We start from the raw sequence: 12,746 nt of genomic DNA on the forward strand, positions 1-12,746 counted from the left end.
GCCTTAAACCTCAAGCAGCTCAGATTCCTTGTGCTTGTAGAGCTCATCGATAGTATCTACATGTTTCTTAGTGAGGGCATCAAGCTCTTTTTCGGCACGGGCACCGTCGTCCTCACCGATCTCGCCGTCTTTCACAAGCTTATCAATGACGGTTTTAGCATGGCGGCGCACATTACGTACCGAAACGCGAGCTTCCTCGGCTTTGTGGTTGACCAATTTTATGTATTCTTTACGACGCTCAGAGGTCATCTCAGGCATAACCACGCGGATAGCGGCACCGTCGTTGCTGGGATTTACACCCAAGTCAGAGTCACGCACTGCTTTTTCGATAGCAGCTAAAGCGCTCACATCAAATGGAACAATCTTAACCGTACGGGCATCTTCAACGTTGAACGATACCAGCTGCTGCAATGGAGTCGGCGCGCCGTAGTAGTCTGCGGTAATAGAGCTAAAAATCGCAGGGTTCACACGTCCGGTGCGGACCTTGGCGAATTCTGTTTTGACAGCTTCAATGGTCTTATCCATCTTCTCGCCGGCTTCGGCAAGGGTTTCTTCGATCACGACGGAATCTCCTTTATAGGGGAAGTCGGCTCATGCCGATTTTGGTAGCTACGGCTACGGGAAACACCAAACGGTGCAAACCGCGACCTAGTTATAGTTTAGTCGCCCGAGACTATCTCGGGCGACTTCTCACCGTTTTTTCCTTATGGCTAAGCCGTTGAACGACTTCTAATGCGAGGAGTATAACGGCATAACGTTTCTTTAGCGGGTTACAAGAGTACCCATCTTCTCCCCCAGAATAGCGCGGGTTACGTTACCTTCGCCCTGCATGCCGAAGACGCGCATCGTCACGTTATTATCGCGACATAGGGAGAATGCGGTCTGATCCAACACGCGAATATTGCGTTGCATAGCTTCATCGTAGGTGAGGTTATACAGGCGCTCAGCCTGAGGGTCTTTATTCGGATCGGCAGTGTAGATGCCGTCCACACCATTTTTTGCTACCAAAACTTCGTCAGCGTGAATTTCCAAGGCTCGCTGGGCAGCTACGGTATCGGTCGAAAAATAGGGCAGACCAGCACCGGCGCCGAAAATAACCACACGGTCTTTCTGCATATGGCGAATAGCGCGGCGAGGAATATAGGTTTCTGCAACCTGCGGCATAGTAATAGCAGACTGTACGCGGGTATCAATACCTTCTTGCTCCAAGAAATCCTGAAGAGCCAGAGAGTTCATCACGGTACCGAGCATGCCCATATAGTCTGCGCGGGAACGATCCATACCTGCCTGTGAAAGCTCGGCGCCACGGAAGAAGTTACCGCCGCCAATCACGATGGAGGTCTCTACCTTACCCACAGTTGCTGCAATCTGCTGTGCAATATTACGCACAACCCCGGTCGAAATACCAACTTCTCCCCCACCGAAAACTTCGCCTGAGAGCTTGAGTAGAACACGGCGACGACCGGTGTCGTCTCGATGGATTGGGTGCGTGTGCGAGTCGGTCATAAATACCCTCCAACGGATAAAACTTATGCTGATAACGGGGTGAACACTCAATAGTCCTTATCAAGGATACGCTACGGGAACACTGTCTGTGGTACACCCTTCGATATTTTTCTCCCTCATTCGGCATACCAGAAGGCGTAGAGATTGAGAGACTCAATGCTCCAGGCATATAAAACCCTATAAAACCTCAGGTCAACACTGTATCTGCAAGATGATCTATACAGAAAATAGGCTCTGGAACTTTCTTTTCGCTAGGTGCGCGACCTGCACAATATTTATGCAAAAAAGTCGGATGCTCACCCTTCACAGGGCAAGCATCCGACTTTAGCGTATAGCCTCAGATAAAGGCTGGCTGCTTGAGGAAAGCTCCTAGAAACTAGGCACCAACACGGAAACGTGCGAAACCGGTAGCAGTTGCGCCAGCCTCAGAGAGAGCCTGTGCCACAGACTTCTTGGTGTCTTTTGCGAAGTCCTGGTCAAGCAGGGTGTTCTCTTTGAAGAAGCCCTTGAGACGACCCTCAACGATCTTATCCAGAATCTTCTCGGGCTTGCCCTCAGCGATTGCGGTCTCACGTGCAACACGCTTCTCAGCTTCAACCTGGTCAGCCGGGATAGACTCAGAATCCAGGTACTTGGGGCTCATCGCTGCGATGTGGACTGCTACGTCGTGCGCAATTTCATCAACGTTATTGCCGGAAACAGCAAGCAGAACACCAACCTGTGCGGGCAGATCCTTAGAGGTCTTGTGCAGGTAAACTGCCACATTCTCGCCTTCAACGCGTGCTACGCGGCGCACCACGACCTTCTCACCCAGCAGGGCGGCAGCATCGGTGGTGAGCTCTTCAACGGTCTTACCCTCGAAGGATGCAGCCTGTAGCTCTTCCAGAGTGGATGCGTTAGCCGCGATAGCAGCCTCCAACACGTTACGCCCGAAGGTAATGAAGGGTTCGGACTTAGCCACGAAGTCGGTTTCAGAGTTGACCTCAACCATGTAGCCAACACCGTTTTCTACGCGAGCGGCAACCAGACCTTCAGCGGTTGCACGACCTTCACGCTTGGTGACGCCCTTCAGACCCTTCACACGGATAATCTCCATTGCCTTCTGCTGGTCGCCGTTAGCCTCATCGAGAGCCTTCTTGACGTCGAGCATACCTGCGCCGGTCTTCTCACGCAGTGCCTTGATGTCTGCTGCAGTGTAGTTCGCCATGTGAACTCCTCTTTTTCCTTAATTTAAGATGTGAACGTGATAACGCCCATGAGCTATGAGCGGACGGCACCTTACCCGCCACAGGGTAGGTACCGTCCGTACTGCTTTTCCCATCGTGGAAAAGCTAAAGCCTACTTAGCTTCAGCCGCCTGAGCTGCCTCGTGCTGCTCTAGCAGTTCGCGCTCCCACGCAGCCATAGGCTCTTCAGCAGCCTCTGCCTTACCGGTCTTCTTAGCATTACGCTCAATGAGACCTGCAGCGACAGCGTCTGCCACCACACGGGTGAGCAGGTTGACGGAACGGATCGCATCGTCGTTACCAGGGATGGGGAATGCGACTTCGTCAGGGTCACAGTTGGTGTCAAGAATAGCTACCACGGGGATGCCCAGCTTCTGAGCCTCGTTAACCGCCAGGTGCTCCTTCTTGGTATCAACAACCCAGACGAGGGAGGGAACCTTGCTCAGGTTACGGATACCGCCCAGAGTCTTTTCGAGCTTCTCAAACTCGCGGCGCATCAAGAGCAGTTCCTTCTTGGTGTAACGTGAACCCGCGACATCGTCAAAGTCGATCTGCTCAAGTTCCTTCATACGCTCAATGCTCTTAGCAATGGTGGAGAAGTTGGTGAGCATACCACCAAGCCAGCGGTGGTTAACGTAAGGCATATTCACGCGGGTAGCCTGCTCAGCAATAACTTCCTGTGCCTGCTTCTTGGTACCCACAAACAGAATGTTGCCGCCGTGTGCAACGGTGGATTTAACAGCCTCAAAAGCCTTATCGATGAATTCGAGGGACTGCTGCAGGTCGATGATGTAAATGCCGTTGCGTTCGGTGAGGATGAAACGCTTCATCTTGGGGTTCCAACGGCGGGTCTGGTGACCAAAGTGAACGCCGGAATCCAGCATCTCACGCATAGTTACGACGGGCATGTCGTCTCCTTTATATCAGGGTGCCGCGCTGACCTCCCATCTCGGGCTAGCCACACGCGCGCATAGTAGTTATCGGTTTATCCTAGTGGCGATTAGACATTCGGGTTGCCCCGTGTCTCAAGCCCTGACCGCTTGTTCTAAGCGGACCGAAGGTCTTTTATCACCTGGTATTTAGGTTCCAGGTGCTCACGCCACGCGTCGTCAGCGGGCCTTTCCGTTACCAGGCTAGGCACACTGCAATAGAAGATTGTACCTGATATTTGGGTCTTAAGTCTTTAGTACCGTGAGCTTTTCGCCCGGATAAGCGTGGTTTTTTATAAAAATTTTTGCTACTACCTCACTTGAATCCGTAGAATCACGAGTCTTCATATTTTGGAGGTTTGTGAAAAACGCTGAGCCGTCTCACCTGTTTTTCACGAAAACGCTAAATACCGTCTGTGGATATCGAATAAAAATGTCCCGAAAGGGTAAGTTTTCCACAGTACAGCCTTGTACATATCTTTATGCGTTTTCGACTGTGGTGTGCTCGAAGAATGATATGTGATTGGTTAGGGGCGTGGATGCACCGCGCGGGTCTGGCGGCACAGGCACGTATTTTTACGATATCCAGACGACACTTTGTATCTGCGCTGCAGCGTACTCCCCTGTTTCTTCTAGCATGCTGGCGCTCAGGGCGTCCTATAAAAGTCCGGGTACCTTCTCCAATATTCTTGCGGGTTTTAACGATCCAGATCATAGTCCTTACCGCGGCATTATCTTTAGGCCTCGGGCCACACGTCAGCGGTATAAAGTACCGACACGGTCCCCTCCAGATCATGCACACTTCTGCGCGTTCATGGATTTCACCTATATCTGGAAAACCTCATGTCATTCATGCCTTTATCAAGCCCAGTCAGCGGTGGTCGGCAGGGCATCGCGGAGTCGATCTTGAGGTAACAGAACAGGACCAAGTGCGCGCTCCAGCGCCTGGAACCATAGTTTTCTCGGGAACTGTCGTCGATCGACAGGTAGTAGTCATTGAGCATCCGAACGGGTACAGGTCGAGTTTCGAGCCCGTCACCGATCCTCTGCCAGTCGGTACTCACGTTCAGGCGGGACAGGTTATCGCTCGGGTGGATGCGCATCCCGCAAAACCTCGGTGCTCTACCATATGCCTTTACTGGAGCGTTCGGCGCGGCGGCGACCACAAGAACGGAAGTGGCAAAAACGCAGAATATATTAACCCTATGCTTCTGTTAGGACCAGCAGAACCGACTATACTGCTTCCCGTTGACGAGAGTTTCAAAGCCTGAAATATTACCTATATGTCGTGAGCCCCGCATCGTGCACGATGCGGGGCTCACTGTGTGCCTGACCAACCGGTCTCTGCTTTGCTATACGTTATGGCACGGCACTACTGCAAAAAGTCCTGATCACTATCACCCGAAATGGGTTTCTGCTGTGACTTTGCAGCGTGCTTCGGGATAGGAGCCTGTTGGGCGGGCAGCGGAATAGTACCGTCCGTTTCAGCCGCATAGGAGCTTCCGGACGAGAACGCAACGGTCGGCGAATCGTCGCCGTAATTGAGAACATCCGAGTCTGAAACTGTGTAGGCTGCTGTCGGCTGCGCCGCTTGCTGTGCAGCTCGGCGTTCGCGTGCCTTCTGGCTTGCGCGACGAATGCGCTTGCGGAAGATGAAGAGCACCAACAGAATCAGCAGAAGCAGACCGAGCAAAATAGCATCCACCACAAAGTCCGTCATGGTAAACCCATGCGCTGGAATGGTGAGGGATGAGGTATTGACATAACCCTCCGAGCTATTAACCGTAACGTTACGCCCATCGCCAGAAAGATGTGAATCTTGGCGACCAAGCATAGAGTTACTTCCCTGCAGAGCATCGGTTTTAACCGAGCTCATGATGGGGAGTTCAAACTTGAAATCGTAGTTTTTGGGCTGTAGCTGACCAAAACGCTCCTGCAGGTTAAACTTGGGCGAAACCGTATAGTCTGCCCCGAAAAGATTAACCCCGCCAGGATGATGAATCGTCATTTCAGAACCGGGTAGGTAATCACCAATACGGGTATTGAATTCCGCAGAATCTTTGCCTCGTATCTTTGCTGAATATATCGTATTATCGCCGTCAGTACGTTCCTCAAATGTCGCTTGAGCCTCATCAGACCCTTGAACGAAAGACTTAAGGGCATCCCCAGCCTGCGCGATATCAGAACTCTTAAAAGCAAGTTCAAACTTCGCTTCAACAGAACCGTCCATACCCAGCGCAGAATTCACGTTTAGGCTTTCAGGCTGAATCGTGCGCGAATTCTTTAGGTTGACTTTTATTACCCTATCCGACGCGGATGCGCTTGAGCTTGAGCTATTCGACGAGCCGTAGTCCTGGTCAAAATTTTTACCGTCGTCAGAGAAGCTAAACTTCACCCCGTAGTTGGTTCCCGGTGAACACACACGGCTGCAATCAACTGAACCTGTTATATGCTCAATGATCTTCGCCCCAGAAGAATCAGTTTTAACTTCTTGGGAACTTTCTAACGCGGTCTCTTGAGTACCCAGAATTTTCTGAAGTTTAGCATTGAGATCCTCGAAAGAATCGGCAGTAAATTTTAAGTTGCGACCGCTTTCATCTTTACCAGATTGCGTGGACGGTAAGCTCCGGTAAGACTTTTTGGCGATTTCTTCGTCAATACCCTTGGTAAGCTCAGCTCCCTCAGGTTTCACCGAGTTAAGATAAGTGTCTACAGCACTTACCCGGTCAGGTACCATGATCTCTTTTGCGAGAAAGACAATCTTGGCGTTATATTTACCGTCCTTCTTATCGACTGCAATCACAACTTCATCAAACCCATTATCTTTGAGGTCTTTAGCTTGAACCTCGTTAGAGGACTCTGTTGTTTTAATTTCGCGACCTTCAAAGGTAACGCTGTTTTTCCCACTTGACTGCAGGACGTTGTCTTTGCGTTTTGCTTCGACCAAGCCGTCTGTTACAAGTGCTTCGGGAAGCCACTTGATAAGGTCCTGCGAGGTGAAGTTTTCGGAAACTTCAACGCCCTGAACCAAGCCGTCTTTGCTGTTGCTAATCAGAATCTGAGGTTCTTTGTCAAAACTCGAAGCTCTCAAAATAGCGGAGATTTTAGTGCGGTACTCATCTACGCTATTAAAATTCACTTTGAAGGTGGCCTGAGCGTTATCACCTTCGGTTCGAATGCCCTCGTAATCAAGTTCTTGAGGTTTGTGTTTTCTAATCGAAGCATCAAGAGCGTTAACGTCGCCCTTGAGGTAATCTTTATTATCTTTCAAGCTGAAAGACACTGTAATGGTGCGGGAGCCCTTCTCTGAATTTTCAAGCCCGAGATTTGTCTCAACTTTTGCACCACAGGCAGACATAATGAGCGCTAGAACCGTTAGAAAGACGGCAAGGAACCCAAGTCTTCCTTGCCGTCTTGACGAGCGCTGCTGTAGTAGCTGGCTCATCTTACAATGCTCCTAGAGGCTTGATGCCATGGGGTTAGGCATCATCTGGAACGCAATGTTGTATACGATGATGGCCACAATAACCCATGCAGTTGTAAGAAGAGCGTGCATTAACACAGGCGATTTCTCAAAACGGCCCAGGCGATTCAGCCCTAGGTAGATAAGAGACTCACCGATCACAATCGAGAACGCAAAGATTGCTACCAGGAGATATATCGTCAGGATGGGGTTCTCTGCAAAGTTCTTCCCATTTGTACCCATTGTGAGAAGAACAAAGAGGTAGAGCAGAAGATAGGAGCCAGCCAAGGGAAGAGCCGCAACACCTGCCGCGCTCATGCAGTCGTTGAAACTCGACTGAACTTTTCCGATACGAGCGGTCAGCATGAGCTGCAAGCCGCGCAGAACGTGAATCGCAAAAATTGCGACGAAGAAAATTAGGAAAATCATGACGGTCTGCCCGAAGTTTCCTCCCTGAGAGGAGCTCCCCCGGCTACCGTAGAATGATTCGCGGAACATGTAGAAAAGCCCAAGAAGACCGCTGACCAGCTGCGTAATAACCAAAGAGCCCGCGAAGGACTGTGCTGCTACAGCGATAATCCATCCCCAAGGTTGGCTGTCCTGCAGTCTTTTATGTGCGTCGCCCGGCTGGCTCTTAAAGACATCAAGGAAGCTGCCCCAAACATTCTTGAGAGCTTCAGTGAAAGGGTTTGGCGCTGCCGGTGCTGCTGGCTGGGCGAAACCAGCATGTGGGTCTCCCTGGGGCTGTGCAGGGTTTTGCGGGTTAAACCCGTTCGGCTGGGGAATCTGCTGGTTCGGAGCACCCGGAACCGGGTTTCCAAACTGATTAGGATCCTGCTGGTATTGTCCGCCCTGCTCCTGGGGAGGTACAGACTGGTGCATATTAGGGTTCCCATACGGTTGAGCGGGGTTGGGATTCTGGTACCCGTCATTGCCATAGCCTTGAGGATGTTGTGGCTGACCTTGACCGGACTGCGGAATATTCTCACTCATCATCTGATCCTTATCTCGGATTTTCCTATGCAACAAGCCGATATACACTCGGGACGTTGCTTCAAGAAACCAGATAAGTCTGAAGATCTCGTGGCTAAGCCTTATTCCAGGAAGAAGGCGCTGGAGCAACAGTACTCCGTGTGTTTATCGGCGATGTCTCGCGTGTGCATGCGAGGTTACTTTTTACCCTACCTTAAATCTCGCCTCTACTCACGATAATTCGTCATGTCTTCAGAAAATAAGGTATTTATTCTTCTTCTAATTTCTTCACGCGACGAGTCACCACGATGGGGATAGAGATCAGCACTACGATGAGCAGGGATGCTACGACAATCCCAGCAATCATAATTGGCCTATAGTTGCGGGGGGCCTTCTGCATATGAATTTCCATTGTGGCGGTGTTAATACCCTTGGCGCGCACATGAATTGCCCCATCGGACTGATCTACAACAGTATTAGCAGGAGGATTTACCACCGCCATACCGTCCGGCGCCACCACAATATATTCACTGTCGCCACTGAATCTATCGGTGACTTTAGCATCCGCAACGAGCTTGGCACGCAACGTCAGCTGATCGTTCTCACCTTTCTCAAGACTTACCTCGCTGCCGGGCATATAGTTGTTGAGCAAACGTTGGAAATCTTGAACTTTGATATTGCTGATCCGGGTAGTAAAGGTACGCCCTATACCCTGCTCATTACGCTCCATATTATGTTCACCGGTCTTTGTATTGGAGGCACCAAAGATCTCATTAATACTCCGGCTAAAAAGCATTGCGTCGAGCGGGCTAAAAGTATATTGGAAGCTCGCACTCAAAGAAGACTCGGAGCTGATGTAGAAAGTGCTTGAAAATTTCTCAGGAACCACTCGGCGACTCATCGTATAGCTAACAACCGAAGATGTACCAGAATCGTATTTTGCTGCCTCGTTGACGCTGTACAAAGCTTCGTCGCCGCTCTTACCCCAGGATGCGGGCGCTGCCACAAGCCCCAATGGCGGGGATGACATGCTCGCATCACAAATACCGGCACAATCAATATGCACATTCGCGGTTGATAAAAGCTCTTGATTTTCTCCTGTGGACTCACTGAAAGAGATGGAATTATTCTTGGTTCCGAGAAGCTGTTCGAGGTCTCTATTAACCTGGTCGATGCTATTCGCAGTAAATGTTACGTGCCGACCCTGCGCTTCTTTCGGGATAAGAGCATCTTTACCCACAAAATAAGGCTGATACGAATGAATATCGGACTCTACCTTTTGGTTATCAACTTTGACGGCCTCCAGATAGGTATCTAGGTCTTGAAGCTCGCTTTGCCCAATCTCACCTTTAAAATCTCCGAGAAGCAAGTGCCCCTCAAAGGTGCCGTCTTCCTTGAGCTGAAGCACAAAAATAAGATTGCGAACATGGGGCGAAGGAACATCCTGCTGATCTGCGCGAGCCACTGTCAGGAAGTCCGAGCCGTGATCGTATGTAGGCACCGGCGCAAGAACGGGTGCCGCCACGCCAAGAACAGAGGCGAGGGTAAACGCGGTGGCAAAACGCAGAAAGCGGCGCTCATATAAACCGTGTAGCGCTCTCATGCAGGATTTATCGGTGGTCATTATTCCTCTTTTGAGTGAGCCGGAGTCTCTAACAGGGGTTCCGAGAGAAAATGGTGCTTTTCAAAAGTAGCTGGCAAACACTTTATCTCTCAAATGTTCGTATCTAATGTAGCGTGTTTATGCTCTCTGTTCTAACTCGCGTAACTCGAACCCCGATATAAAGCGAAAAGACCCCGCTCGGCGACATGTAATAAATGAGTCATACCGAGCGGGGTCTGTAGGGAGTGTGGGACTTGAACCCACGACCAAAGGATTATGAGTCCTCTGCTCTAACCGGCTGAGCTAACTCCCCTAGAGGCTTAGCGCGTAAGCCACGTCTCTAGAGTACCTGAGGGGTACAGTTTTGGCGAATCTTAGACACACCTTATTTTTCAGAACGTTGAGCAAGAAAACGCTCATAGGGGGCATCCGATACATATAATTCCTCAAAAGTGCGCCAGGTATTCTCCGCACTATGGAATTCCACAATACGGCGGCTCTCACGCCCCATCTGCTCGCGTTCAGCGGCAGGTAGACGAAGAATTGCTGTAAGTTTATCCGCCAAATCCTGCGGATTATTAGGCTCAAAGAGGTATCCGTTAACGCCTTCTTCCACGAGATGTGGAAGCGCTAGAGCGTTTGCCAAGACTACGGGGGTGGAGGCGCTCATAGCCTCCAAGGAGACAAGCGACTGCAGCTCTGCGGTCCCAGGCTGACAGAAAATATCCGCCCTCTGGTAAACACCCGGCAGTTCTTCGTCCGGAACAAACCCACGGAACGTTACTCGGTTTTCAACACCGCATTCGCGTGCCTTCTGTTCGAGGGTTTCACGAAGCTCGCCGCCTCCGGCGATATCAAGGCGAACGTGGTCAAGGTCTTCGGGGAGAAGAGAGAGCGCCTCAATAAGCACATCCACGTGCTTCTCTTCAGCAAGACGACCCACGAAGGTTACACGCAGTTCGCCGGGTGCTTTGCCCAAATCTGCGCCCTCAGCAAGTTCGTAGTCGCTGATTTCAATGCCGTTAGAAACGGGCATGACGGGGCGAGTAAATCTTCCAAGATCTCGCATCGCATCGGCGCCGATCTGAGTCGGAGTTGTCACCACCGCCGCATATTTGAAAAGACGGCGCATATCCGCCCAGGTAATGTGCGCATATACCTTTTTGATGGGTTCCGGGAACGGCAGGAATGGATCTAAATTTGCGGGCATAAAGTGGTTGGTGGCGATAACTCGAATTCCACGCTTATGTGCCTGCTTCAGTAATGCGCGCCCGATAATGTAGTGGCACTGCACATGAATAACATCCGGCTTAACTTCGTCAAGGATACGACCCACCTCGGCGTGGATTTCCCAGGGAATACAGATGCGGTTGGTTTCATGAGTGGGGGGCAAATGCGAACGCAGACGGTGCTCGACGATGCCGCCCTCTACTACGGTTCGGTAGCTAGGTCCACGGCTGGGATTTGCGGCAACCACGTGTACTTCGTGCCCGCGCTTGAGCATAGAGGTCGCTAGGCGGTGCCCAAATTGTGCCGCGCCGTTCACATCGGGGGGATAGGTCTCAGCACCGATCAGGATCTTCTTTGCCTGCTGCATCGCCTGTTCTCCTTGGTCTGACTTCTCAGGTGTATGGGGTGTTCTTCATTATTTTATCGGGTGTTATCGCGTTCCTCAGCATAAATAGGCCTTGGAGTTCTCTGAGAGTCGCCTCTATACGTCCTCAAAAATGGCCCGCCACTGCGGAGGTGACGGGCCAATATACGGAGTTTGTGGTGCAGGTACTTGCGTTAGCGTCGCACAATCTTTCGGAGGAAGAGTACGACTGCGGAGAGCGATGCGCCCAGAGTTGCGAAGGACTTCCACCGAGCCTTAACAACCTCAGGCTTGGATGCATTGCTGACCATGTTGCGCCCAACGGTAGCCGCGCTGCTGGGCGCGTTCTGCACACCGGTCTTTGCGGAGTCTACGGTTGATTGGGTGAAGGATTGAGCATTCTGTGCGTACTTCTGCATATCATCGCGCAAAGCTGCAAGGTGTGCGCGACGTTCTTTAGTGCGCTGCTGAATCTGCTCAATGGTGAGCGGCTTGGGTTCTTCTTCGCCGCGTGCCTTACGCTCCTCAGCTTCTTGGCGTGCCTTCTCTGCTGCGGCCTCACGCTCTGCCTGCTTGCGCGCTGCCCGTTCAGCCTGCTCTTGTTTCAAACGGGAGGCTGTCATTGCGCTGCCTTCACGAAGCACGCCGAGATCGAAGAGAACGCCGAAGATTGCCGATTCGGGAGCAAAGGGCAGCTGGGCTTTAACTTTTTTATATCCGATAAGCCCTAAAATGGCGAGAATAATGAGGAAGACGCCTGCCCAAATCAGCGCTGAGGCCCATAAAGGTACAAGCTGTCCAAGGAGGAAGATAAGCAGACCGATAATAGCGATGACCATGAAGCACGCAAAAACAGCTGCGACGGCGAGGAAGGCTGCACCTTTGCCAAGAGCGACGCCTTTGGTCTTAAGCTCGTGCTTTGCAATCTGGACTTCGTCTTTGACCTGGTTAATACCTAGGGTTTTAAGTACCTTAGCGGCATCAAAGAGACCCGCGATACTTGACTTAATCCCTGCAATGCCTGCTCGTATGCCTTGGGGATTAGTGTTTGTGGTCATGCCCACCTCTCCGTGATTGTTCTGTGTGGAGCTTCTGTTTAGCACCCCACGGTTATTATTCTAGCTCTATTCTTACCGCAGGTGTGTTGTTACACAACCGCCCCAGCGATCACACCAACCAAACCGTATATGGTTTTTCTGCTCCCCTCAAATCTTCAGAAGGCGGCAGTACACGGTTTTATGGTGCGTAGGGTATCTTTCGCATTCTACCGTGTACTGTGTAAATTCTCGAAAACTTTTATGCGTATGCATTCATATAGTGTTCGAGACAGAGATGTTTGATGCGCGAGAGGGTTCTTGTGTGAGGGTATTTAGAGACCCCAGCGTTGAGAAAATATGGAGCGGTTTACTGACTCGAATCTAGTCAACATATAGAGAAAGGACCTCTGGTGTACT

The 12,746-nt window shown here is 51.0% G+C and carries 10 protein-coding genes and 1 tRNA gene; 1 reads left to right on the forward strand and 10 read right to left on the reverse strand.

The features are described 5' to 3' along the window. Window positions 1-3: 3 nt before the first annotated feature. The 4 genes from frr to rpsB all read right to left on the reverse strand — a co-directional run bounded on the left by frr (window position 4) and on the right by rpsB (window position 3,639). Entirely contained in the window at window positions 4-561 is a 558-nt protein-coding gene (gene frr / locus HMPREF2981_RS04345) for a ribosome recycling factor (RefSeq protein ID WP_048778680.1), read from the reverse strand. A 201-nt stretch (window positions 562-762) separates the two neighbouring features. Then, window positions 763-1,506 carry a UMP kinase gene (gene pyrH, locus HMPREF2981_RS04350; protein WP_004006227.1) on the reverse strand — a complete coding sequence of 248 codons (744 nt, stop codon included), beginning with the start codon at window positions 1,504-1,506 and terminating at the stop codon, window positions 763-765. A gap of 376 nt (window positions 1,507-1,882) precedes the next feature. Further along, complete coding sequence (gene tsf / locus HMPREF2981_RS04355) at window positions 1,883-2,713, reverse strand: translation elongation factor Ts (RefSeq protein ID WP_004006226.1); 831 nt, start codon at window positions 2,711-2,713, stop codon at window positions 1,883-1,885. A 131-nt stretch (window positions 2,714-2,844) separates the two neighbouring features. Further along, a complete protein-coding gene (gene rpsB / locus HMPREF2981_RS04360; RefSeq protein WP_004006225.1) occupies window positions 2,845-3,639 on the reverse strand; it encodes a 30S ribosomal protein S2 in 795 nt (264 codons plus the stop codon). A gap of 815 nt (window positions 3,640-4,454) precedes the next feature. On the opposite strand from rpsB, the gene HMPREF2981_RS11045 reads away from it, so the two are divergent. Continuing rightward, window positions 4,455-4,931: a M23 family metallopeptidase gene (locus tag HMPREF2981_RS11045; RefSeq protein WP_238382269.1), complete on the forward strand. Its 477-nt coding sequence runs from the start codon at window positions 4,455-4,457 to the stop codon at window positions 4,929-4,931. A gap of 101 nt (window positions 4,932-5,032) precedes the next feature. Here HMPREF2981_RS11045 and HMPREF2981_RS04370 read toward each other — a convergent pair whose 3' ends face one another. The 6 genes from HMPREF2981_RS04370 to HMPREF2981_RS04395 all read right to left on the reverse strand — a co-directional run bounded on the left by HMPREF2981_RS04370 (window position 5,033) and on the right by HMPREF2981_RS04395 (window position 12,350). Next, the gene (locus HMPREF2981_RS04370) at window positions 5,033-7,105 is read right to left on the reverse strand and encodes a hypothetical protein (protein ID WP_070661050.1); all 2,073 of its coding nucleotides are present in this window, start codon (window positions 7,103-7,105) and stop codon (window positions 5,033-5,035) included. A gap of 12 nt (window positions 7,106-7,117) precedes the next feature. Then, window positions 7,118-8,116 carry a nitrate ABC transporter gene (locus HMPREF2981_RS04375; protein ID WP_246825259.1) on the reverse strand — a complete coding sequence of 333 codons (999 nt, stop codon included), beginning with the start codon at window positions 8,114-8,116 and terminating at the stop codon, window positions 7,118-7,120. 247 nt (window positions 8,117-8,363) lie between these two features. Next, window positions 8,364-9,719 (reverse strand): hypothetical protein, encoded by a 1,356-nt coding sequence (locus HMPREF2981_RS04380; RefSeq protein WP_070661054.1) that lies wholly within the window; start codon window positions 9,717-9,719, stop codon window positions 8,364-8,366. Between the two features lie 218 nt (window positions 9,720-9,937). Beyond that, window positions 9,938-10,011, reverse strand: a tRNA-Ile gene (locus HMPREF2981_RS04385). Window positions 10,012-10,083: 72 nt separating this feature from the next. Continuing rightward, window positions 10,084-11,295: a glycosyltransferase gene (locus HMPREF2981_RS04390; protein ID WP_004006220.1), complete on the reverse strand. Its 1,212-nt coding sequence runs from the start codon at window positions 11,293-11,295 to the stop codon at window positions 10,084-10,086. 191 nt (window positions 11,296-11,486) lie between these two features. Continuing rightward, window positions 11,487-12,350 carry a phage holin family protein gene (locus HMPREF2981_RS04395; protein WP_037231903.1) on the reverse strand — a complete coding sequence of 288 codons (864 nt, stop codon included), beginning with the start codon at window positions 12,348-12,350 and terminating at the stop codon, window positions 11,487-11,489. Window positions 12,351-12,746 lie beyond the last annotated feature (396 nt).

The sequence above is a fragment of the Rothia sp. HMSC069C01 genome (assembly GCF_001814655.1).
GTDB classification, from domain to species: domain Bacteria; phylum Actinomycetota; class Actinomycetes; order Actinomycetales; family Micrococcaceae; genus Rothia; species Rothia dentocariosa.

What these genes read in the sequence shown, in the direction of transcription:
- pyrH (WP_004006227.1), bottom strand. Translation starts at nt 1,506, where the DNA reads ATGACCGACTCGCACACGCACCCAATCCATCGAGACGACACCGGTCGT.
- tsf (WP_004006226.1), bottom strand. Translation starts at nt 2,713, where the DNA reads ATGGCGAACTACACTGCAGCAGACATCAAGGCACTGCGTGAGAAGACC.
- rpsB (WP_004006225.1), bottom strand. Translation starts at nt 3,639, where the DNA reads ATGCCCGTCGTAACTATGCGTGAGATGCTGGATTCCGGCGTTCACTTT.
- HMPREF2981_RS11045 (WP_238382269.1), top strand. Translation starts at nt 4,455, where the DNA reads ATGCACACTTCTGCGCGTTCATGGATTTCACCTATATCTGGAAAACCT.
- HMPREF2981_RS04370 (WP_070661050.1), bottom strand. Translation starts at nt 7,105, where the DNA reads ATGAGCCAGCTACTACAGCAGCGCTCGTCAAGACGGCAAGGAAGACTT.
- HMPREF2981_RS04375 (WP_246825259.1), bottom strand. Translation starts at nt 8,116, where the DNA reads ATGAGTGAGAATATTCCGCAGTCCGGTCAAGGTCAGCCACAACATCCT.
- HMPREF2981_RS04380 (WP_070661054.1), bottom strand. Translation starts at nt 9,719, where the DNA reads ATGACCACCGATAAATCCTGCATGAGAGCGCTACACGGTTTATATGAG.
- HMPREF2981_RS04390 (WP_004006220.1), bottom strand. Translation starts at nt 11,295, where the DNA reads ATGCAGCAGGCAAAGAAGATCCTGATCGGTGCTGAGACCTATCCCCCC.
- HMPREF2981_RS04395 (WP_037231903.1), bottom strand. Translation starts at nt 12,350, where the DNA reads ATGACCACAAACACTAATCCCCAAGGCATACGAGCAGGCATTGCAGGG.